At 67.9% G+C, this 19,372-nt stretch carries 23 protein-coding genes; 6 read left to right on the top strand and 17 right to left on the bottom strand.

All coding sequences use genetic code 11. The features are described from left to right. Positions 1-36: 36 nt before the first annotated feature. The 6 genes from ACM0PB_RS10590 to ACM0PB_RS10565 form a co-directional block, all read right to left on the bottom strand. Positions 37-1,458, bottom strand: a complete 1,422-nt coding sequence (locus ACM0PB_RS10590; RefSeq protein WP_414604481.1) for an RNA polymerase factor sigma-54 — start codon at positions 1,456-1,458, stop codon at positions 37-39. A 40-nt stretch (positions 1,459-1,498) separates the two neighbouring features. After that, positions 1,499-2,218, bottom strand: coding sequence for an LPS export ABC transporter ATP-binding protein (gene lptB, locus ACM0PB_RS10585; protein WP_005415558.1), 720 nt, complete (start codon positions 2,216-2,218; stop codon positions 1,499-1,501). Then, positions 2,218-2,784 carry a lipopolysaccharide transport periplasmic protein LptA gene (gene lptA / locus ACM0PB_RS10580; RefSeq protein ID WP_353088627.1) on the bottom strand — a complete coding sequence of 189 codons (567 nt, stop codon included), beginning with the start codon at positions 2,782-2,784 and terminating at the stop codon, positions 2,218-2,220. The genes lptB and lptA overlap by 1 nt, the downstream gene beginning before the upstream one ends. 101 nt (positions 2,785-2,885) lie before the next feature. After that, positions 2,886-3,461 (bottom strand): LPS export ABC transporter periplasmic protein LptC, encoded by a 576-nt coding sequence (lptC, locus tag ACM0PB_RS10575; protein WP_005415560.1) that lies wholly within the window; start codon positions 3,459-3,461, stop codon positions 2,886-2,888. Then, positions 3,458-4,006 carry a KdsC family phosphatase gene (locus ACM0PB_RS10570; RefSeq protein WP_065177942.1) on the bottom strand — a complete coding sequence of 183 codons (549 nt, stop codon included), beginning with the start codon at positions 4,004-4,006 and terminating at the stop codon, positions 3,458-3,460. Before ACM0PB_RS10570 ends, lptC begins: the two co-directional genes overlap by 4 nt. Positions 4,007-4,072: 66 nt before the next feature. Further along, on the bottom strand, positions 4,073-5,074 hold the full coding sequence (locus tag ACM0PB_RS10565) for a KpsF/GutQ family sugar-phosphate isomerase (RefSeq protein ID WP_065185827.1): 1,002 nt from the start codon (positions 5,072-5,074) through the stop codon (positions 4,073-4,075). A 54-nt stretch (positions 5,075-5,128) separates the two neighbouring features. On the opposite strand from ACM0PB_RS10565, the gene ACM0PB_RS10560 reads away from it, so the two are divergent. From ACM0PB_RS10560 to ACM0PB_RS10550, 3 genes are read left to right on the top strand one after another with little or no spacing between them, the layout of a single operon-like run. Next, the gene (locus ACM0PB_RS10560) at positions 5,129-5,359 is read left to right on the top strand and encodes a BolA family protein (protein WP_005408396.1); all 231 of its coding nucleotides are present in this window, start codon (positions 5,129-5,131) and stop codon (positions 5,357-5,359) included. Positions 5,360-5,380: 21 nt separating this feature from the next. Next, positions 5,381-6,652, top strand: a complete 1,272-nt coding sequence (gene murA / locus ACM0PB_RS10555) for a UDP-N-acetylglucosamine 1-carboxyvinyltransferase (protein WP_065185828.1) — start codon at positions 5,381-5,383, stop codon at positions 6,650-6,652. Then, positions 6,649-6,966, top strand: coding sequence for a hypothetical protein (locus tag ACM0PB_RS10550; protein WP_065185829.1), 318 nt, complete (start codon positions 6,649-6,651; stop codon positions 6,964-6,966). Before murA ends, ACM0PB_RS10550 begins: the two co-directional genes overlap by 4 nt. A 122-nt stretch (positions 6,967-7,088) precedes the next feature. On the opposite strand, the gene ACM0PB_RS10545 is transcribed toward ACM0PB_RS10550, so the two are convergent. From ACM0PB_RS10545 to purM, 7 genes are all read right to left on the bottom strand, one after another. After that, on the bottom strand, positions 7,089-7,772 hold the full coding sequence (locus ACM0PB_RS10545; protein WP_065177940.1) for a DUF3108 domain-containing protein: 684 nt from the start codon (positions 7,770-7,772) through the stop codon (positions 7,089-7,091). Positions 7,773-7,774: 2 nt separating this feature from the next. After that, a complete protein-coding gene (locus ACM0PB_RS10540; protein ID WP_005415566.1) occupies positions 7,775-8,596 on the bottom strand; it encodes a DUF3108 domain-containing protein in 822 nt (273 codons plus the stop codon). Positions 8,597-8,664: 68 nt separating this feature from the next. Then, positions 8,665-9,324 carry a phosphoribosylglycinamide formyltransferase gene (gene purN / locus ACM0PB_RS10535; protein ID WP_065185831.1) on the bottom strand — a complete coding sequence of 220 codons (660 nt, stop codon included), beginning with the start codon at positions 9,322-9,324 and terminating at the stop codon, positions 8,665-8,667. Further along, a complete protein-coding gene (locus ACM0PB_RS10530; protein WP_279946232.1) occupies positions 9,321-9,983 on the bottom strand; it encodes a DUF2238 domain-containing protein in 663 nt (220 codons plus the stop codon). Before ACM0PB_RS10530 ends, purN begins: the two co-directional genes overlap by 4 nt. Positions 9,984-10,022: 39 nt before the next feature. Continuing rightward, positions 10,023-10,445: a hypothetical protein gene (locus ACM0PB_RS10525; protein ID WP_353088621.1), complete on the bottom strand. Its 423-nt coding sequence runs from the start codon at positions 10,443-10,445 to the stop codon at positions 10,023-10,025. Continuing rightward, a complete protein-coding gene (locus ACM0PB_RS10520; RefSeq protein WP_005415570.1) occupies positions 10,442-10,930 on the bottom strand; it encodes a hypothetical protein in 489 nt (162 codons plus the stop codon). The genes ACM0PB_RS10525 and ACM0PB_RS10520 overlap by 4 nt, the downstream gene beginning before the upstream one ends. A gap of 21 nt (positions 10,931-10,951) precedes the next feature. Further along, positions 10,952-12,010 carry a phosphoribosylformylglycinamidine cyclo-ligase gene (gene purM, locus ACM0PB_RS10515; protein ID WP_053500215.1) on the bottom strand — a complete coding sequence of 353 codons (1,059 nt, stop codon included), beginning with the start codon at positions 12,008-12,010 and terminating at the stop codon, positions 10,952-10,954. 99 nt (positions 12,011-12,109) lie between these two features. On the opposite strand from purM, the gene ACM0PB_RS10510 reads away from it, so the two are divergent. From ACM0PB_RS10510 to hda, 3 genes are read left to right on the top strand one after another with little or no spacing between them, the layout of a single operon-like run. Then, on the top strand, positions 12,110-13,249 hold the full coding sequence (locus tag ACM0PB_RS10510) for a DUF2066 domain-containing protein (protein ID WP_072168183.1): 1,140 nt from the start codon (positions 12,110-12,112) through the stop codon (positions 13,247-13,249). Next, complete coding sequence (locus ACM0PB_RS10505; RefSeq protein ID WP_053500214.1) at positions 13,246-14,415, top strand: AI-2E family transporter; 1,170 nt, start codon at positions 13,246-13,248, stop codon at positions 14,413-14,415. Before ACM0PB_RS10510 ends, ACM0PB_RS10505 begins: the two co-directional genes overlap by 4 nt. After that, positions 14,415-15,122, top strand: coding sequence for a DnaA regulatory inactivator Hda (gene hda, locus ACM0PB_RS10500; RefSeq protein WP_053500213.1), 708 nt, complete (start codon positions 14,415-14,417; stop codon positions 15,120-15,122). Before ACM0PB_RS10505 ends, hda begins: the two co-directional genes overlap by 1 nt. Before the next feature lie 522 nt (positions 15,123-15,644). Here the strand turns inward: hda and murU are convergent. The 4 genes from murU to ACM0PB_RS10480 form a co-directional block, all read right to left on the bottom strand. Further along, complete coding sequence (gene murU, locus ACM0PB_RS10495) at positions 15,645-16,355, bottom strand: N-acetylmuramate alpha-1-phosphate uridylyltransferase MurU (protein ID WP_065185833.1); 711 nt, start codon at positions 16,353-16,355, stop codon at positions 15,645-15,647. Then, positions 16,352-17,377 (bottom strand): aminoglycoside phosphotransferase family protein, encoded by a 1,026-nt coding sequence (locus ACM0PB_RS10490; RefSeq protein ID WP_065196589.1) that lies wholly within the window; start codon positions 17,375-17,377, stop codon positions 16,352-16,354. The genes murU and ACM0PB_RS10490 overlap by 4 nt, the downstream gene beginning before the upstream one ends. A 63-nt stretch (positions 17,378-17,440) precedes the next feature. Continuing rightward, a complete protein-coding gene (locus ACM0PB_RS10485) occupies positions 17,441-17,710 on the bottom strand; it encodes a GlsB/YeaQ/YmgE family stress response membrane protein (RefSeq protein WP_005415577.1) in 270 nt (89 codons plus the stop codon). Positions 17,711-17,779: 69 nt separating this feature from the next. Then, the gene (locus ACM0PB_RS10480; protein WP_053496832.1) at positions 17,780-19,273 is read right to left on the bottom strand and encodes a M20 family metallopeptidase; all 1,494 of its coding nucleotides are present in this window, start codon (positions 19,271-19,273) and stop codon (positions 17,780-17,782) included. Between the last annotated feature and the right edge of the window lie 99 nt (positions 19,274-19,372).

The following is a 19,372-nucleotide window of genomic DNA, read 5'->3' as shown; positions in this document are numbered from 1 at the left end:
GTGCCAATGAACCTCTCCGCCGGGCGCGGCGGCGCGTCAAGCGATTCTGACCCTTTCGTGCGAGGCGGAGATGTTCATGGCTTCACGATACTTCGCCACGGTGCGTCGCGCTACTGGAATTCCCGACGATTTGAGCAGGTCAGCCAGCTTGGCGTCAGAAAGCGGCTTGCGCGGGTTTTCGTCGTCGATCAGGCGCCGGATCATCGCCTGGATGGCGGTGCTGGACGCCTCGCCACCGCCTTCGGTATCGATGCCCGAGGCAAAGAAGGCACGCAGCGGCAGCGTGCCGCGCGGCGTGCGCACATGCTTGCGGGCGATCGCGCGCGACACCGTCGACTCGTGCAGGCCCAGTTCGGCGGCGATCTCGCGCAGGGTCAGCGGACGCAGCGCCTGTTCGCCGAACTCGAGGAAACCGGCCTGCTGGTGGATCAGGCTGCGCACCACCCGCAGCAGGGTTTCACCGCGCTGCTGCAGGCCCTTCAGCAGCCAGCGCGCCTCCTGCAGCTGGCCACGCAGGTAGCCGGCGTCGGCCTCGCCACAGCGGCGGATCAGCTGTTCGTAGCCACGGTGGATCACCACCTTTGGCCCGGCATGGGCGGCCAGCGCCGCGCGCCAGATGCCGTTCTGCCGCCACACCACCACGTCGGGCACCACGTAGGTATCCTGCGAAAGCGGCGCGATCTGAGTCCCTGGACGCGGGTCCAGCGAGCGCAGCAGGGCGACCGCTGCCTCGACCTCGTCCAGCGGCTGTTTCAGTTCATGGGCCAGACCGGCGACGCCACTGCGTGGCAGCCGTTCCAGCGGGCCTGCGGCAATCTGCCGCGCCAGCGCCAGGCCCGCGGTGTCACCAGGCAACACATCCAGCTGCAGCTGCAGGCATTCGCCGAGCGTGCGCGCGGCAACGCCGACCGGGTCGAAGCGCTGGATGCGATGCAGCACGGCGAGGATCTCGTGCTCGTCGGCGTGGATCGCCGGCAACAGGGTTTCAGCGATGGTGGCCAGCGGCTCGCGCAGGTACCCGTCATCGTCCAACGCATCGATCAGCGTAGCGCCGATGCTGCGGTCACGCAGGGAAAGATGCGACAGGTGCAGCTGCCACAGCAGATGGTCGGCCAGTGTTTCGGTTTCGGCTACGCGCTCGGCAGCGCTGCCGTTGTCGTCGTCATCGTCGAAGCTGCCGCCACTGCCAGCGGCGCTCCAGTCGAGCTCGGCCGGTGCCCAGTCGTCGCCATTGTCGGCGCGTTCGGCCGGCGTGTCGGCGTCCGTGTTGTCGCCGCCTTCATTGGCGGCACTGCTGTCGTTGCTGTCGGCCCAGTCCAGCAGCGGATTGCTTTCCACGGCCTGGGCGATTTCAAGCTCCAGCTCGGTCGTGGACATCTGCAGCAGCTTGATCGCCTGCTGCAGCTGGGGGGTGAGCACCAGCTGCTGTCCCAACGATGTCTGCAGCCGAGTCTTCATGCCTGTGCCGAACGGAAGGAAAGGGACCCAGCACCTGCGGTCACAGCTTGAAGGAATCCCCAAGGTAGACGCGACGTACGTCAGCGTTGTCCAGGATCGCCTCCGGCGAGCCCTGGGCCAGCACGGTGCCCTCGGCGAGGATATACGCGCGGTCGCAGATTCCCAAGGTCTCGCGCACGTTGTGGTCGGTGATCAGCACGCCGATGCCACGCTGCTTGAGATGGGTGACGATGCGCTGGATTTCGCCCACCGAGATCGGGTCGACACCGGCAAACGGTTCGTCGAGCAGGATCAGGCGCGGCTGCGCGGCCAGTGCGCGGGCGATCTCGCAGCGACGACGTTCGCCACCGGACAGGCTGGCACCGAGCTGGTCGGCGACATGGCCCAGCTGCAGCTCGTCGAGCAGGCTGTTCAATTCGCGCTCGCGGCCGGCCGAATCCAGGTCTTCGCGCAGTTCAAGCACCAGGCGGAGGTTGTCGGCCACGGTCAGCTTGCGGAACACCGACGGTTCCTGCGGCAGGTAGCCCACGCCCTGCTTGGCACGGGTGTACATCGGGTCGCTGGTGATGTCCTTGCCGTCGAGCACGATGCTGCCTGCATCGGCGGCGACCAGGCCGACGATCATGTAGAAGCAGGTGGTCTTGCCGGCACCGTTGGGGCCGAGCAAACCGACCACTTCACCGGCGTCGAGGGTCAGCCCGAAGTCCTTGACGACTTCGCGCTGCTTGTAGCGCTTGCGCAGGCCCTTGGCGACGAGCATTACTTCTTGCTCCCCGCCGGCCTGGCCGGCGTACTGGCCGGAGCCGCCGCCTTGGGTGCGGCGGCCGGTTGCGCCGCCGCGTTCTTGTTCTTCGGCGGAATGACGGTGCGCACGCGGCTGCCATCGCCACCGGAATTCATCTCGCCACTGCGGGTGTTGTAGACCATGCGCTGGCCGGCATTGGTGCCGCGTGCGCTGGTGACCTTGTAGTTGCCGGTCAGGGTGATGATCTCGGTCTTGATGTCGTAGTCGATGCGATCAGCCACCGCGTCCATCCAGGTGCCGTCGTCAAGCTGCTGCTTCATCGTGGCCTGCTTGCCGGAGAACACCGCACGCACGGCCTCGCCGTCCTTCAGGTAGATCTCCGCTTCGGACGCGCGGATGTCCAGCGTGCCCTGGGTGACGGTCACACCCTGCGAGAGCACGGTCTTGCCATCGCCGGTCAGCACGCCCGACTGGGCGCCGGACTCGATGTTCATGTTCTCGTTGCGATCGGTGGACTTGGCAAAGGCGGCGCTGGGAACCAGGAGACCGAGCGCGAGTACGGCTGCAAAGGGGATCTTCATCGGGGTCCGTTCTACCGGTGGGGCCGTCCGGGAAACCGGCGGCGGGTGGGTGGGCCGCCTTCCTTGCGCCGGTCCGGGGACGTCGCAGGAGGGTGGCGGAATCAGCGTCGGGGCGTGTAACGGCCCTTGGACTGGCTGAGGAAATGATACGTGTTGTTCTTCGAATCCACCTCGAAGCCGACGCCGGACTGTTCCATGCCGGGGCGGGTCATGGTGACCCGCGCATCGGTGCGGGCACGGTTTTCCTTCGGGAACACGTCCAGGTGGTCGGTGCGGAACGTGGTCGGCACCACGCCCGGATCGGCCGGGCTGTCGCCAGCGACATTGCCACGCAGCTTCATTTCGTCGCCCTTGGCGCTGAGCCAGCCGGTCTCGGCGCGCAGGGTCCAGTGCTTGCCATCCTTGTCCGGCATCTCGAACAGTGGGGTGGCGATGTTGATGGTCTGGTCGCCACGCTGGCGTTCCAGCCGCGGTGCGCGCAGGGTGGTCGATTCCTTGCCCTGCTCATCCAGCGCGACGATCTGGAAGTCGTGCAGGATGTAGTCCACGCCGGCGTCCTGGCCGGCAGTGGCCGGGCCCTTGTCACGGTTGCGCAGGGCCGCCCAGCTGCTGAGCAGGGCCGCCAGCAGCAGGCCGATGCCGAGCACGGTGCGCCAGTTCAGGGTGGGCAGGTTCATGCGCCGAACCTCGCCAGCACCGCGTCCACATGGCCCTGGGCGGCCAGCAGGATGTCGCACAGTTCACGGGCGGCGCCACGTCCGCCATCGGCGCGGGTCTGCCAGTGCACGCGCTCGGCGATCCACGGGTGGGCGTTGGCTGGCGCCACCGCCAGGCCGACCGCGCCCAGCGGCGCCAGGTCCGGCAGGTCGTCGCCCATGAAGGCCACCTGCTCCAGGCCGATGCCATGCTGTGCGCACAGCGTCTGCACGCTGGCCAGCTTGTCGCCCACGGCGATCTGGGTGTCGATGCCGAGGTCGGCGCCGCGCTTGAGCGCGGACTGGCTGTTGCGCGCGGTGATCAGCACGGGGTGGATGCCGTGCTGCTGCAGCAGTTTCAGGCCCAGACCGTCCTGCACGAAGTACGCCTTGCTCTCGTTGCCGTCCTTGTCGTAGTACAGCCGACCGTCGGTGAGGGTACCGTCCACGTCGAAGCAGGCCAGGCGGACGCGGGCCGCAGCGGCATGCAGGTGGGCGGGGAACGCGGGCAGCGGGGACCAGGGCATCAGGCGATCAGGCTCGGTGGGGGCGGGTGGGGCATTACAGACTGAATGGGGTCTACGGACTGTCGGTTAAACCACCCGGGCCCGCAACAGGTCATGAATGTTCAGGGCGCCGACCGCACGGCCCTGGCCATCGACCACGATCAGGCCGTTGATTTTCTGGGTCTCCATCTGCCGCGCGGCCTCTACGGCCAGCTGGTCGGCACCGATGGTGCGCGGGTTGCGGGTCATCACATCGGCGATCTTCGCGGTGCGCACGTCCAGCGCGCTGTCCAGCGCCCGGCGCAGGTCGCCGTCGGTGAACAGGCCGATCAGCACGCCATCGGCGTCGACCACGGCGGTCATGCCGAGGCGCTTGCGGCTCATTTCCACCAGCGCCTCGCTGAGGCTGGCATCGGCGCCCACGCTGGGCAGGTCCTCGCCGGTGTGCATGACATCGGTGATGTGCAGCAGCAGGCGACGGCCGAGGCTGCCGGCCGGGTGCGAGCGGGCGAAGTCGTCGGCGGTGAAGCCGCGCGCATCAAGCAGGGCTACGGCCAGCGCATCGCCCATCGCCAGCGAGGCGGTGGTGCTGGAGGTCGGCGCCAGCGCCAGCGGGCAGGCCTCGGCCGGCACGCTCACATCCAGGTGGATGTTGGCGGCCGTGGCCAGGCTCGACTGCGGGCGGCCGGTCATGGAAATCAGCACGTTGCCCTGGCGCTTGAGCACAGGCAGCAGCATCAGCACCTCATCGGACTCGCCCGAATAGGACAGGGCCAGTACCACGTCGGCTTCGGTGATCATGCCCAGGTCGCCGTGGCCGGCTTCGCCGGGATGCACGTAGAACGCCGGTGTGCCGGTGGAGGCCAGGGTGGCGGCGATCTTGCGGGCAATGTGGCCGGATTTGCCCATGCCGGTGGCGACCACCCGGCCGCGGCTGGCCAGGATCGCCTCGCAGGCCTGCTGGAAGGCCTCGCCAAGGCGGTCGGCGACGGCATCCAGCGCCTGCCGCTCGATCTCGAACACGCGGCGGCCACTGGCGACCAGGCCGGCAGGGTCGACGGAACGGGGGGGCAACAGGGATTCGGCCATGCGGACGCCACGCAGCGGAAGTAGAATGGAGGCACATTTTATTAGGAAAGCCCGTTGGACGCCGACACCATCCGCAATCTGATCGAAACCGGCCTGCCTGGCGCCCGCGCCGACGTGCAGGGCGATGATGGCGTGCATTTCGAAGCGACCGTGGTCTGCGAGGCGTTCGCCGGCAAGATGCCGCTGGCCCGCCACCGCATGGTCTATGCCACGCTGGGCGACCTGATGGGCGGCGCGATCCACGCGCTGGCGCTGAAAACCGTGACCCCGGCCGAAGCCGGCTGAACCGCAGAAGATCCCGAATACATGGCCAAGATCGTTGTGACCGGCGGCGCTGCGCTGCACGGTGAAGTGAGCATCTCCGGCGCCAAGAACGCCGTCCTCCCCATCCTCTGCGCGACCCTGCTGGCCGATGAGCCGGTGGAGATCACCAACGTGCCGCACCTGCACGACGTGGTCACCACGGTCAAGCTGCTGGGCGAACTGGGTGCCAAGGTCACCATCGACCAGGGCACGCTGTCGCGTGGCAGTGCGATCGTGGTCGACCCGCGTTCGGTCAACCAGCACGTTGCGCCGTACGAGCTGGTCAAGACCATGCGCGCCTCGATCCTGGTGCTGGGCCCGCTGCTGGCCCGCTTCGGCGCGGCGGAAGTGTCGCTGCCCGGCGGCTGCGCGATCGGTTCGCGTCCGGTCGACCAGCACATCAAGGGCCTGCAGGCGCTGGGTGCCGAGATCGTGGTCGAGAACGGCTTCATCAAGGCCACTGCCAAGCGGCTGAAGGGCGGCCATTTCACCTTCGACATGGTCAGCGTCACCGGCACCGAGAACGTGCTGATGGGCGCGGTGCTGGCCGAAGGCACCACCGTCCTCGACAACTGCGCGATGGAACCGGAAGTGACCGATCTGGCGCATTGCCTGATCGCGCTGGGCGCGAAGATCGAAGGCCTGGGCACTGCCCGCCTGGTCATTGAAGGCGTCGAGCGCCTGTCCGGCGGCCGCCACGAAGTGCTGCCCGACCGCATCGAGACTGGTACCTTCCTGGTCGCTGCGGCGATGACCGGCGGCAAGGTCACGGTCAACCGTGCGCGCCCGAACACCATGGACGCGGTGTTGTCCAAGCTGGTCGAGGCCGGCGCGAAGATCGAGACCACCGAAGACACCATCACCCTGGACATGCAGGGCAAGCGACCGAAGGCGGTCAACCTGACCACCGCGCCGTACCCCGCATTCCCGACCGACATGCAGGCGCAGTTCATGGCGCTCAACTGCGTGGCCGACGGCGTCGGCGTGATCAACGAAACGATCTTCGAGAACCGTTTCATGCACGTCAACGAACTGCTGCGCCTGGGCGCGGACATCCAGGTCGAAGGCCACACCGCCATCGTGCGTGGCAGCGAGACCCTGAGCGGTGCGCCGGTAATGGCCACCGACCTGCGTGCCTCGGCCTCGCTGATCCTGGCCGGCCTGATGGCCAGCGGCGAGACCACCATCGACCGCATCTATCACCTTGATCGTGGCTACGAGAACATCGAAGAGAAGCTGTCTTCGCTCGGCGCCACCATCCGGCGCGTGCCATGATCCTGCGCGGCAAGTTCAGCCCGCGCCGCAAGGCGCTGCTGGCCCTGGTGCTGATCGTGCTGGCGTGGCTGGGCTATGCCTGGTACGCCAACATCGCCATCACCCAGGGCATCGAGCAGAAGGACATGGACTGGAACGGCGACGGCACGGTCTCGCGTGACGAGATCATCGAATCGTTCTACGCGGTCGCGGTGAACGACAGCCAGGACGGCAACCGCCATTGCCGCACCTTCATCTGGCGCAGCACCGGCGAGCAGATCCGCGTGGACTGCCGCACCGAGTTCAAGCCGGCCGCGGCCGAGCAAAAGAAGTAAGAACAACGCCCGCGAAAGCGGGCGTTTTTTTACGGTAGATCCACGCCATGCGTGGATGAAGGCGCCGGGTCGCTGTCGGGGTCAGAGCCCTTCCCGTTGGGAAGGGATCCGACCCCGGGCGCTCAGTTCATCGCCTTGATGGTCAGGTCCAGCGCATCGCGGCCGCTCTCACGCTGCAGCATGCGCGCCGGCACCGGGAATTCCGGCACGATCCACGCGATCAGCTCCTTGTTGCCGTCGGCACGCGAGACCTTGGTGGCCTCGTAGCTCTTGCCGCCCACGGTGATCGATTCCTTGCCGACCACGCGGTAGGTCATGTTCTTGATGCGGCCTTCGTCGACCATGCGATAGGTCAGCGGCTTGCCGGCGGCCAGGTCGCGGGCGATTGCCAGGTTGATCAGCAGCGCGTCCATGTCGCCCGTCTTCAACGCGATGGGGCCCGCACGGTCCGGCTTGATGTCGCCGGTCCAGGTGGCCTGGTTGCTGGTCCAGTTGTAGTTGGCCTGCACATTGCGCTTCTTCACCAGCAGTGCCGAACGGTCCTGGCTGCTGAGCGGGCGCAGCTGGCCGCGCACCTCTTCGAACACGGTGCTCTGGCTCAGGTCGGCCAGCTGGTTCTTCACCTGCAGCGTGTAGCGCCACTTGTTGGCTCCCTCGCTGCTCAGCGTCATGCTGCCATTGGCCTGCATGCCCATGTAGCTGGCCAGGTAATCGGCCTTGAATGGCTGCAGGGCCATGGCCGGCAGGCTGGCCACCGACAGTGCGGCTGCAGCGATCCAGGTGAGGGGGCGGGTCAGGGTGCTCATGCTCAGACTCCTTGGTACTCGATCAGGCGTAGATCGACGCGGTCTTCGCCGTCTTCGCGTTGCAGGATGCGCACCGGGGTGGGGACACCGTTGGCGATCCAGAGGATGGTTTCGTTGTTGCCGCCGTTGGTCCGGTAGACCCGCAGCGCGTTGTAGGACAGGTCGCCGACCTCGACGTTCTCGGTCTGCGGCGCGGCCTGGTAGTCGTGCTGGCGGACCTTGCCCATGTCCACGTAGCGGTAATGCATGGTGGCGCCCGGGCGGGCATCACGCATGATCGCCAGATTGATCAGCAGCGCGCTCTGGTCGCCCGGCTGCAGCGGGATCGGTTGCGCACGTTCCTTCTTGACGTCGCCGCTCCACTGCGCGGTGCCGGCCTGCCAGTTGTACGTGCCGACCGCCTTCTTGCCCAGGAACAGGCCCTTGCGCACCGTGCTCTGGCTGAGCGGCGCATAGACGCCGCTGCGCTCTTCGAACACCGTGCTCTGTTCGATGTTCAGGCCCAGCACGCTTGCAAAGCCGCGGCGGCCAACCACCTGCATGTCCACCCGCCACTGGTTGCCGCCGGTGTGGGTGACCTGCATGCTGGCGTCGCCGGCCTCCTTGCCTTTGTAGAAGGCCTGGTAGGTCGCGGTGAACGGCTGCAGCGGCGGCGGCTCCCAGGCCAGCGCCGGCGGCATCGGCACGGCCGGTTCCGCAGGCGGTTGGACTGCAGGCGCCGGCTGCGCAGGGGCCGCAGGCGCTTGCACCTGGCCCCAACCCACGCCGGGAAGCACGACAAGCGACAGCAGCAATGAAGTGGACAGCAGGGTCGTGGTCTTCATGGAGGACAGGAGCTGCAGGAGGGGGGCAGGATGCCAGCCCCGCAGTCAGCGGGGCGTGTGCGTGGGCGTTACCGGTTCAGGTTCCCGGCGGAATCTAGGGCCAGTGGGCTAAACAGGGGGTGACCGTCCAGGTGCGGCTGCCCCTCCCGTTCAGTCAGGCGGCCGGCGCACAGCAGCTGGAGGGTGGCGATCAGCAGGGGATGCTCCACCGCCAGCACGCGCGCGGCCAGGCTGTCGGCGTCATCGCCGGGCATCACCGGTACCCGTACCTGGGCCAGGACGGCGCCGGCATCCAGTTCGGGAACGACCAGATGCACGCTGGCCCCGTGCTCGGCATCGCCGGCGTCCAAAGCTCGCGCATGCGTATCCAACCCTTTGTGCAGTGGCAGCAGGGAGGGGTGGATGTTGACCAGGCGGCCATTGAAGCGCTGCACGAAGGCGGCGCCGAGAATGCGCATGTAGCCGGCGCAGACGATCCAGTCCGGCGCGGCCGCGGCCAGTGCATCGCCCAAGGCCTGCTCGTAGGCGGCGCGGTCGTCGAATTCCTTCGGCGCATGTGCCCAGCGCAGGCTGGCGCCGACCCGTTGCAGCGCGGCGGCGGCCGGGCGGTCGGAGAACACGCCGACGACCTCGGCGGGCAGGCGCCCGGCCGCGATGGCATCGAGGATGGCCTGCAGGTTGCTGCCGCGCCCAGAGGCGAGCACCGCGATGCGGGTGGGCGCGGTCATTGCGCGGGACTCCGGCGGATCAACGGCCAGCTCAGCAGGCTGCCCACGGTCGCCAGCAGCATGTCGGCATGGGCGTCCCACATGTCGCCCTGCTGCCCGTTGTAGGCCTCGGCGGCGTCCGGCGACAGGGCCAGCGCGATGGCCCACTCGAACCACTCGTAGACCAGGCTGGCGCACATCACTGCCATCACCGCCAGGGTGAAAGCCTGGCGGCGGCGCAGCGCCGGCCAGGCATGGCGTGCCAGCTGCAGCAGCGCAGGCGTGAAGCAGACGCCGAACAGGAAGTGGATAAGCCGGTCGAAATGATTACGCTGCCAGCCAAACGCCGCATTCGGCGACCAGCCGGTCAGCGCCTGCGCCCATGCGTCGTAGGGCACGTTCGAGTACAGCCAGCGCGCAGCCACGCAGTGCAGTGCAATGAAGCCGCAGATCGCGATGAAGGCACCGTTGCCCAGCCAGCTACCCCGGCGGTCGACCCATAGCAGTGCGGCCAGCCCGATCACGGTCAGGGTGCTGTGCAGGGCCTGCTCGGTGGGCCACAGCGGGTGGATCCAGCTGATCGCGAACACCGCCAGCACGGCGGCGAAGGCCAGCTTCTTGGGGCCCGTGAAACGGGAAGCGGCAGGCGAGGCGGTCGTGGAGAGGGCAGGCGCGGACATGGGGAGTCGATCAGGGGAGGGGGGCGTCTGCCGGCAAGCTCAGACGCTGAGATGGTCGCCACGGTCGAACAGTGCGGCCATGTCAGGCTTGGACAGAAACACCCAGGCATAGGCGGTCAGGGCCATGCCCAGCGGGCCAGCCAGTACCGCCAGCCAGGCCGCGCGCTGGCACCAGGCCAGCCCGGTGCGGCGCGACAGCAGGCGTGCGGTGTGCAGCTGCACGACGCCAAGCGCGGCCGCCAACAGCGAAATGACCCCGTACACCGTGGCCAGTACCGCGCCATCGGCCAGCCCGCGTGAGCTGGCGACCAGGCCGATGAAACCGAGGAACGCCAGCGCGGCCATCCAGTGGAAAGCAGCCAGCGCGTAGAACAGCACCTTCAGCGTCTGCAGGTGGCTGGCCAGCTGCAGCTGCGCCAGGGTCTGCTGCGGCAGCGGCGGTGGTGCGCCGGGTGTCGTCATGTCGTTGCACCCCTTGCATCGAAGGCGGCCTTGACCTGCGGGCGCAGCAGCGTAACCAGGGTGAATACCCCCAGAACGGTGCCCAGCGGCGCGCACAGGCAGAGCAGGCCGGCCACGATCAGGCACAGCAGGTGGCGACGACGCTGGGCCAGGCAGCGTCCGGCCTGGATGACGAATGCGGCCATGCCCAGGCCACCGGCGACGAACACGGTCCCCAGCACCGTGAACACCCAGCCGAACAGGCGCTGTTCGGCCGGCGACGAGGGCTGGCCCCCGGAGTTCATCGGCAGATGGCCGCTCAGCGCACTGATGCCGAGCACGATGTACAGAATGAAAAACAGCGAGAGCAGCGCGATCAGGCCGCCGAACACGTAGTGCGCGATGGACAGCGCGCGCAGGTGGTCAGCGTCCTGCCTGCTGAAGACCGGCACGGCCGCCAACGGCGGCGGTACCGGGGTGGGTGCCAGGGGGGGCGTTGCGTCCATGCGGGCTCCTCGGGGTCGGGTTCAGCCGATGCGGACGCGTTCGGCGCCTTCGGCGGTGACCACCTGGCCGATGGTCCAGTGGTCCAGGCCCTGGGCTTGGACCGCCTCGGACACGGCAGCGACCTGCTCCGCTGCCACGATCAGCACGAAGCCGATGCCGCAGTTGAAGGTGCGCCACATCTCGCTGTCGGCGACCGCGCCTTCTTTCTGCAGCCACTGGAACACTGGCGGCAGGGTCCAGGACGAGGCCTGGATGTCCAGGCCGAGGCCATCGGGCACCACGCGGATGATGTTCTCGGTCAGGCCGCCACCGGTGATGTGGGCCATGCCGTGGATGGCATCGCCGTGCGACTTCAGCAGCGACAGGATCGGCTTCACGTACAGGCGGGTCGGTGCCATCAGCGCGTCGACCAGCTTCACGCCACCTTCCAGTTCCAGATCGGCCGGGCGGCCGGCGCGGTCGTAGATGCGGCGCACCAGCGAGTAGCCGTTGGAATGCGGGCCGGACGAGGCGATGCCGATCAGCACGTCGCCGGCGGCCACGCTGGCGCCGTCCTTCAGCTCGCTCTTCTCGACCGCAGCCACCGTGAAGCCGGCCAGATCGTACTCGCCCGGGGCGTACATGTCGGGCATTTCAGCGGTTTCACCGCCGATCAGCGCGCAGCCGGCCTCGGTGCAGCCGTTGGCGATGCCGCCCACCACCGCCGCGGCGGTATCGACGTCCAGCTTGCCGGTGGCGAAGTAGTCCAGGAAGAACAGCGGCTCGGCGCCCTGTACCAGCACGTCGTTCACGCACATCGCGACCAGGTCGATGCCGATCGTATCGTGGCGGTTCAGCTGATGGGCCAGCTTCAGCTTGGTGCCCACGCCGTCGGTACCCGACACCAGCACCGGCTCGCGGTACTTGTTGGACAGGTCGAACAGGGCGCCGAAGCCGCCCAGACCGCCCATCACTTCCGGGCGGAAGCTGCGCTTGACCAGGGGCTTGATCCGCTCGACCAGCGCGTTGCCGGCGTCGATGTCGACACCCGCGTCACGGTAGGTGAGGGGGGAGGGGGCGGAAGACGGGGTGTTGGTCACGGGCGTCGGCGCTGGCAGGGGTTGAACGGGCGATTTTAACAGGCCGCATTGGCGCAAAGGCCGTATTCGGGCAACAATTCCCCCGGATTCGTCGAGCCAATGGATGTCCTGATGCGCCGCAGCCTGATTCTGACCCTGCTCCTTGCACTGAGCCTGCCGGTGGCCACGATGGCCCAGAGCGGCCTGCGCACCGAGGGAGATGTTGCCACCGCCTCGGGTGCGTACGAGGCCGAAGTGCCCGTCAACAGCCAGGCCGAAGCCGATCGCAACGGCGCCCTGGCCCGTGCCCTGAGCGTGGTGCTGGGCAAACTGTCGGGCGACCGCAACGTGATGTCCCGCCCCGGCGTGGTGCAGGCGCTGCGCAACGCCAAGGACTACGTGGCCAGCTACGACTACAAGCAGGACCAGAGCGTGGGCGCCAGCGGCGCGCCGAGCTTCAGGACCCTGCTGGTGGCCCGCTTCCGCGAGGATGACGTTGACTCGCTGGTCTCGGCGCTGGGTCTGCCGCTGTGGCCGCAGCCGCGGCCGAAGCCGGTGGTGTGGTTGGCCGTCGACGACGGCAGTGGCCCGCGCCTGGTCAGCGTGCAGCAGGCCAACGCCGCCCGCCCGCTGCTGAACCGCGCCATCGAGCGGGGTTACAAGCTCGGCCTGCCCAGCGGCGGTGCCGCCGAACAGGCGCTGGCCGGTGCCATCTGGCGCCAGGACAGTGCCGCCGTGGCCCGCGCCTCGTCGCGCTACGCGCCGCCGATGCAGCTGATCGGCAAGCTCTACCGCGCCAACGGCGGCTGGCAGGCGGACTGGGTGTTCGTCGACAACGGCCGTGAGCTGAACAAGTGGACCAGCAAGGACGCCAACGCCATGCGCGCGATGGCCGCCGGTGCCGACGGCGCCGCCGACGCGCTGGTCAGGCGCTATGCCAAGGCGGGTGCCGCCGTCGGCCAGGCCGGGACCTACCGCGTGGTGGTCACCGGCATCAACAGTGCCGACGACTACCTGCGCCTTGCCGCCGGGCTGCGCGAGGTGCCGGTGGTGCGCAATGTCACCCCGCTGCACGCCTCGGCCGGCCAGCTGGAGCTGAGCCTGGAGATGACCACCGGCCTGGCCGGCTTCAACCGCATGCTGGGCGACAACGGCGTGCTGGTGCCCAGCGCGACGCTGCCGGCCCTGCCGACCCCGATCGATGACACCACCGGTGCCCCGGTGGCCGTGCCGGTCAGCAACGAGTACCGTTTGCGATGACCCTGACCCCGGAAGCCGAAATCGCGCAGTTCCTGCGCCGCCTGAAGTACATCCTGTTTGCCGGCCTGGTCGGCTGGGTGGTGTGGCTGCTGGCACCGATCCTGACCCCGTTCGTGCTGGCGCTGGCGCTGGCGTGGCTGGGCGATCCGCTGGTGGACCGCATCGAGGCCACCGGCCGTTCGCGCATGACCGGCGTGGTGCTGGTGTTCGCTGCGATGGTGCTGGTGATCGTGGCGCTGCTGCTGGTGCTGGTGCCGATGATCGAGCGCCAGATCACCACCCTGATTGCGGTCGCGCCGCAGGCACAGGCGTGGCTGATGGAGAAGGGGATCCCCTGGTTCGAGCAGAAGACCGGCCTGGAAGTGATGCAGTGGCTGGATCCGGACCGCCTGATCGAATGGGTGCGCAGCCACTGGCAGCAGGCCGGCGGCTTCGCCACCACATTCATGGGCTACGTCTCGCGTTCGGGCTTTGCGATGGTGACCTGGGTGGTCAACATCCTGCTGCTGCCGATCCTGGCGTTCTACTTCCTGCGCGACTGGGACAAGCTGGTCGAGCGGGTGGCGTCGGTGATTCCGCGCAACCACATCGGCACCATCAGCGCGTTGGCGCGCGAGTCCAACGAGGTGCTGGGGGCGTTCATCCGCGGACAGTTCCTGGTGATGCTGGCGCTGGGCGTGATCTATGCCGGCGGCCTGTCGCTGGTCGGCCTCAAGCTGGGCCTGCTGATCGGCCTGATTGCCGGCCTCATCAGCTTCATCCCATACCTGGGCGCGACCACTGGCGTGCTGATGGCGGTGATCGCGGCACTGGTGCAGGCGCAGGGCTTCGACCTGAAGCTGCTGATCCTGGTGGGCGTGGTGTTCACCGTGGGCCAGCTGCTGGAAAGCTACGTGCTGACCCCGCGTATCGTCGGCGACAAGATCGGCCTGCACCCGGTGGCAGTGATCTTTGCGGTGATGGCCGGCGGCCAGCTGTTCGGCTTCCTCGGCATGCTGCTGGCGCTGCCGGTGGCGGCGGTGACCAACGTGCTGCTGCGCTATGCGCATCAGCGCTACCGCCAGAGCGAGCTGTACGTGGGCGAGAAGCCGGCGATCGTGCTTGATGGCGTAGTGGACGCCCCCCACATCATCGTTCCGAACGACAAGGGCCCCGACCTGAAGTGATGGGTGTGCCGCAACTGCCGCTGGCCCTGCATTACCCGCGGGACCAGCGCCTGGAGACCTTCATCGGCGCGCCGGACGGCGCGCTGGCGCAGCTGCGCGCGATCGCGGTTGGTGCCAGCCACGACTGGGTCTACCTGGAAGGTGCGGCGGGAACCGGCAAGACCCACCAGGCGCTGGCGATGTGCTCCAGCGCCGAGCAGGCCGGGCGCCTGCCGACGTACGTGCCACTGGCCAGCGCAGCAGGCCGCGTCCGTGCAGCGCTGGATGGGCTGGACGCACGCGAACTGGTGGCGCTGGACGGGCTGGACGAGGTTGCCGGCAATCGCGAGGACGAGATCGCGCTGTTTGATTTCCACAACCGCGCGCGCGCTGCAGGTGTAACCGTGCTGTACACGGCGCAGAAGGCGCCGGGCGAGCTGGGCCTGGTGCTGCCGGACCTGCGTTCGCGCCTGGGCCAGTGCGTGCGCGTGCTGCTGCAGCCGCTGGATGAGGAAGGTCGTGCTGCGGTGCTGCGCGAGCGTGCACTGCGACGCGGCCTGGCCATCGACGAAGCGGCCATCGAATGGCTGCTGTCGCACACCGGCCGTGAGCTGGGTGGATTGATCACCCTGCTGGACTGGCTGGACCGCGAATCGCTGGCGGCGAAGCGGCGGATCACCGTGCCGTTCCTGCGCCAGGTGCTGGAAGAAGGCCGGCCTCGTTACTGAGGGTGGGGTTTGTTTGCAGGGCTGCGCCCTGCACCCGCCGAAGCCGAAGCAACGTCAACGTCAAAAGCGGGCTATCCGTGGGATGGCGGGGTGGGTCCGGTTGCGGGGGACGCTGCAAGTACGTCCATGTAAGCTCGGTCGCCGCATCCATGCGGCTCACGCCCCCGCAACCGGACCCACCCCGCCTTCGACAGCTTCCCGCGGTCTGCCGGGACTGCGTACTGCACTGCTGTTGGTGGGTGTCGACCTTGGTCGACACGTGTCTTGCTTGTGGTGGGTGACGACCGTTGGTCGTCACTGGAGCAAGCGCAGCGAAGCGACACGCTTTTGCTCTTCTTTCTTTCTTACGTGGCTGGACGCGCACGGAAACTGTCAGAGGCCGGGCGGGGTGGGTTCGCGGGGGTGTCCGCGGCATGGATGCCGCGGCCAAGCCCCCAGGGACGGGTTCATGGCGTCCCCCGCGAATCCACCCCGCCCGGCCAAGCAAGGCTTCTGCTCTCAAAACATCCAGCCACGAGGGGCTCAGCCGTTCGCTGCCAACTCCACATCCAGCGCGCGCAGGCGATCCACGGTACCCACATCGGTCCAACGCCCGCGATGGTGCTGCCCCGTCATCAACCCCTGCGCCATGAAACGCTTCTGCAGCGGCACCACCGAGAACTTCGGCGGAACACGCTCGCTACCCGGCGCATCGCCGATCACCGTGCGCCAGTCGGCCACGATGGAGGGGCGATACACGCCGATGCCGGCATAGGTCAGGCACGGCCCTGCGTGGTCGTGGTGCAGCAGGCCCTGCGCATCGAGTCGGTAGTCACCGTTGGGGTGTTGCGCCGGATTGTCGACCAGCACCAGGTGTGCCTGGCCCTGCGGCTCGCGCGGCAGCGTGGCGAAATCGAAATCGGTCCAGATATCGCCGTTCACCACCAGGAACGGAGCATCGCCCAGCACCGGCAATGCGTTGAGGATGCCGCCGCCGGTTTCCAGCGGGGTCTGCCCTTCGTAAAGGAAATGCAGACGCAGGCCCCACTGGCTGCCATCACCCAGCGTCGCCGGGAACTGCTCGGCCAGCCACGCGGTGTTGACCACTACCTCGCGCACGCCGAGCGCCGCCAGGCGTTCCAGGTGCCAGACGATCAACGGCTTGCCGGCCACTTCCAGCAGCGGCTTGGGTGTGTGCAGGGTCAGCGGGCGCATGCGCTCGCCGAGCCCGGCGGCAAACACCAGCGCCTTCATCGGGCCACGCGCATTGGTGCGCCGAGGTCGGCCAGCGCCGGCTTGATGCGGTTTTCCAGCAGCTGCTGCAGGGGGGCCAGCTCGCGATAGCGTGGCAGCACTTCATCCAGATAGCCGATGAAGCGCGGTGCGTCGTCCAGGTAATGGCCCTTGTTGTCGCGGTAGCGCAGGCGGCAGAACAGGCCGAGGATCTTCACGTGGCGCTGGATGCCCATCCAGTCGGCATCGCGCAGGAAGGTGGCGCGGTCGGGCACCGGCAGGCCGGCGTCGCGCGCGCGTTCGTGGTACTGCGCCAGCCACTCGTCAACGCGCTGCAGCGGCCAGCTCAGGAAGGCGTCCTTGAACAGGCTCACCGCGTCGTAGGCGATCGGGCCACGCACCAGGTCCTGGAAATCCAGCACCGCGGGGCCGTCGTCGACCGGCATCAGGTTGCGCGGCATGTAATCGCGGTGGGTCATCAGCTGGGCCTGGCCCAGCGCGTTGTCCATCAACCGGCGATGCACCAGCTGCAGCCCCTCGAGCTCACCGCAGTCCAGTTCCAGGTTCAGGTGCCGCTGCAGGAACCATTCGTCGAACAGCCCGGCATCGCGTTGCAGCAGCGCCTCGCCGAACTGGCCGAAGTCGGCTGGCACCGCAATCGCCTGCAGGCGCAGCAGCTGTTCGATCGAGCGGCCAAACCATTCATCGGCATTGCGCGCGTCGAGGATCATGGCCAGGGTCGGACCGCCGAGATCTTCCAGCAGCAGGAAGCCGGCCTCCAGGTCCTGTGCCAACAGCGCGGGCACGCGCAGGCCGTGGTCGTGCAGCAGGCCGCGCATGCGCAGCCACGGCCGCGGATCTTCCAGCCCCGGTGGGGCGTCCATCACGATGTGGCTGCCACGGGTGCTGGTGGTGCGCCAGTAGCTGCGCATGCCGGCATCGACCGAAGCGCGCTCGACCACCGCGCTGGCATCGTCGAGCTGGGTACGGGCCCATTGCAGGCGCCGCGCGCTGCGCTGGGGATCGGAGGCGGGTTCGGTCATGCGGGCATATCCGGGGGCGCTGGGCGCGCCAACGTCGGGAACAGGAAGGGAAGGGGGACGGGGTCAGCGGCGGCCGCTGAACAGGCGCAGGACGGCCAGCACGGCCACCGCGCCCACCACCGCACCGAGGAAGCCGGCCGGTTCGCCGGGGGCGTACCAGCCCATGTACTGGCCGAACCAACCGGCCAGCAGCGCACCGAGGATGCCCAGCACGATGGTCAGCAGGCAGCCCATGCGGTTGTTGCCGGGCATGAAGAAACGCCCGAGCAGGCCGACGAAGAAGCCGACCAGCAGGATGTACAACCAGCTGCTGCTGCCGAACAGACCATTCATGCGCGCGGATTCCGCTTGAGTGTGGACGCAGCCTAGCAAGGCCAGGCTGCGTCCGTCACCGGTGCCGGATCAGCAGCAGCCGTGGTCGCCGTGGCGGGTGCCGCTGTCGGCAGCCACCGGCGAACCGCTGGTCTCGCCACGCAGGCTGGCGGCGTAGTGCTCGCTGATCACCTTGGACACGCAGGCGGTGACCTTCTTGCCCATCGGGATGTGCAGGAACTCATTCGGGCCGTGCGCATTGGAGTGCGGGCCGAGCACGCCGGTGATCATGAACTGCGCACCCGGGAACTTCTCGCCCAGCATGCCCATGAACGGGATCGAGCCGCCTTCGCCCATGTACATCGCCGGCTTGCCGAAGAAGGCCTGGCTGGCGTCGTCGATGGCCTGGGTCAGCCACGGCGCCATCGCCGGGGCGTTCCAGCCGGTAGAGGCCTTTTCCAGGTCCAGGGTGACCTGCGCGCCGTTCGGCGGATCGCGCAGCAGCGCTTCCTTCAGCAGCTCGCCGCAGGTCTTGCCATCGGCGGTTGGTGGCAGGCGCAGCGACAGCTTCACCGAGGTCTGCGGGCGCAGCACGTTGCCGGCCGATTCCAGCGGCGGCATGCCGCCCACGCCGGTGACCGACAGCGCCGGGCGCCAGGTGCGGTTGAGCACCAGCTCGGTCAGGTCCTCGTTCATCGGACGCAGGCCGTCGACCATGGGGAACTTCTCGAAGATCTCGGTATCGACCACTTCGGCAGCGCGCCTGGCCTGTTCCTGGCGCTCGGCGGGGATTTCGACGTTCATGCCGTCGATCAGGATACGGCCGGTGTCCTGGTCCTCGATGCGCGACAGCAGTTGGCGCAGCAGGCGGAAGCTGGACGGCACAACGCCGGAGGCATCGCCGGAATGCACGCCTTCGTTGAGCACCTTCACGGTGAAGTTGCCGCCGGTCAGGCCGCGCAGCGAGGTGGTGCACCACAGCTGGTCGTAGTTGGCGCAGCCCGAATCCAGGCAGACCACCAGCGAGGGCTTGCCGATGCGCTCGGCCAGGTGGTCGACGTAGGCCGGCAGGTCGTAGCTGCCGGACTCTTCGCAGGCCTCGATCAGCACCACGCAGCGGGCGTGCGGCAGGCCCTGGGCCTGCAGCGCCAGCACCGCGGCCAGCGAGCCGAAGATGGCGTAGCCGTCGTCCGCACCGCCGCGGCCATACAGCTTGTCGCCGCGAAGGACCGGCGTCCACGGGCCGAGATCGTCATCCCAGCCAGTCATTTCCGGCTGCTTGTCCAGATGGCCGTAGAGCAGGATGGTGTCGTCGCCGGTTTCGGCGCCGGTCGCTGGAATTTCCAGGAAGATCAGCGGCGTGCGACCTTCCAGGCGCACCACTTCAACCTTCAGGCCGGGCAGCTGCTGGGCCCTGGCCCAGTTCTCCATCAGGGTGACCGCCTGTTCCATATAGCCGTTCTGCACCCAATTGGCGTCGAACATCGGCGACTTGTTGGGAATGCGGATGTAGTCGACCAACTGCGGGACGATTTCGCTGTCCCACTTGTCATTGACGAATTGGCCGAGCTTGGCGCTGTCCATCTGAAACTCCGGTTGCATGGGCTGATCCGGCCATTCTACGCCTGTGCCACGGGTAGGGTTTTTCCTACATCACGTCGGGTATTTGGCTGGCTTACGGAA

Source organism: Stenotrophomonas sp. AR029 (assembly GCF_047520695.2).
GTDB classification, from domain to species: Bacteria; Pseudomonadota; Gammaproteobacteria; order Xanthomonadales; family Xanthomonadaceae; genus Stenotrophomonas; species Stenotrophomonas sepilia.
The sequence above is the reverse complement of the archived record's forward strand: the minus strand, read 5'-3'. Positions and strand labels throughout refer to the sequence as shown.

What these genes read in the sequence shown, in the direction of transcription:
- ACM0PB_RS10530 (WP_279946232.1), bottom strand. Translation starts at nt 9,983, where the DNA reads ATGTCCGCGCCTGCCCTCTCCACGACCGCCTCGCCTGCCGCTTCCCGT.
- ACM0PB_RS10545 (WP_065177940.1), bottom strand. Translation starts at nt 7,772, where the DNA reads ATGAGCACCCTGACCCGCCCCCTCACCTGGATCGCTGCAGCCGCACTG.
- ACM0PB_RS10490 (WP_065196589.1), bottom strand. Translation starts at nt 17,377, where the DNA reads ATGACCGAACCCGCCTCCGATCCCCAGCGCAGCGCGCGGCGCCTGCAA.
- lptC (WP_005415560.1), bottom strand. Translation starts at nt 3,461, where the DNA reads ATGAACCTGCCCACCCTGAACTGGCGCACCGTGCTCGGCATCGGCCTG.
- lptB (WP_005415558.1), bottom strand. Translation starts at nt 2,218, where the DNA reads ATGCTCGTCGCCAAGGGCCTGCGCAAGCGCTACAAGCAGCGCGAAGTC.
- ACM0PB_RS10550 (WP_065185829.1), top strand. Translation starts at nt 6,649, where the DNA reads ATGATCCTGCGCGGCAAGTTCAGCCCGCGCCGCAAGGCGCTGCTGGCC.
- murU (WP_065185833.1), bottom strand. Translation starts at nt 16,355, where the DNA reads ATGAAGGCGCTGGTGTTTGCCGCCGGGCTCGGCGAGCGCATGCGCCCG.
- ACM0PB_RS10565 (WP_065185827.1), bottom strand. Translation starts at nt 5,074, where the DNA reads ATGGCCGAATCCCTGTTGCCCCCCCGTTCCGTCGACCCTGCCGGCCTG.
- ACM0PB_RS10570 (WP_065177942.1), bottom strand. Translation starts at nt 4,006, where the DNA reads ATGCCCTGGTCCCCGCTGCCCGCGTTCCCCGCCCACCTGCATGCCGCT.
- ACM0PB_RS10505 (WP_053500214.1), top strand. Translation starts at nt 13,246, where the DNA reads ATGACCCTGACCCCGGAAGCCGAAATCGCGCAGTTCCTGCGCCGCCTG.
- ACM0PB_RS10590 (WP_414604481.1), bottom strand. Translation starts at nt 1,458, where the DNA reads ATGAAGACTCGGCTGCAGACATCGTTGGGACAGCAGCTGGTGCTCACC.
- murA (WP_065185828.1), top strand. Translation starts at nt 5,381, where the DNA reads ATGGCCAAGATCGTTGTGACCGGCGGCGCTGCGCTGCACGGTGAAGTG.
- ACM0PB_RS10485 (WP_005415577.1), bottom strand. Translation starts at nt 17,710, where the DNA reads ATGAATGGTCTGTTCGGCAGCAGCAGCTGGTTGTACATCCTGCTGGTC.
- ACM0PB_RS10525 (WP_353088621.1), bottom strand. Translation starts at nt 10,445, where the DNA reads ATGACGACACCCGGCGCACCACCGCCGCTGCCGCAGCAGACCCTGGCG.
- ACM0PB_RS10510 (WP_072168183.1), top strand. Translation starts at nt 12,110, where the DNA reads ATGGATGTCCTGATGCGCCGCAGCCTGATTCTGACCCTGCTCCTTGCA.
- ACM0PB_RS10480 (WP_053496832.1), bottom strand. Translation starts at nt 19,273, where the DNA reads ATGGACAGCGCCAAGCTCGGCCAATTCGTCAATGACAAGTGGGACAGC.
- lptA (WP_353088627.1), bottom strand. Translation starts at nt 2,784, where the DNA reads ATGAAGATCCCCTTTGCAGCCGTACTCGCGCTCGGTCTCCTGGTTCCC.
- ACM0PB_RS10540 (WP_005415566.1), bottom strand. Translation starts at nt 8,596, where the DNA reads ATGAAGACCACGACCCTGCTGTCCACTTCATTGCTGCTGTCGCTTGTC.
- ACM0PB_RS10520 (WP_005415570.1), bottom strand. Translation starts at nt 10,930, where the DNA reads ATGGACGCAACGCCCCCCCTGGCACCCACCCCGGTACCGCCGCCGTTG.
- hda (WP_053500213.1), top strand. Translation starts at nt 14,415, where the DNA reads ATGGGTGTGCCGCAACTGCCGCTGGCCCTGCATTACCCGCGGGACCAG.
- purN (WP_065185831.1), bottom strand. Translation starts at nt 9,324, where the DNA reads ATGACCGCGCCCACCCGCATCGCGGTGCTCGCCTCTGGGCGCGGCAGC.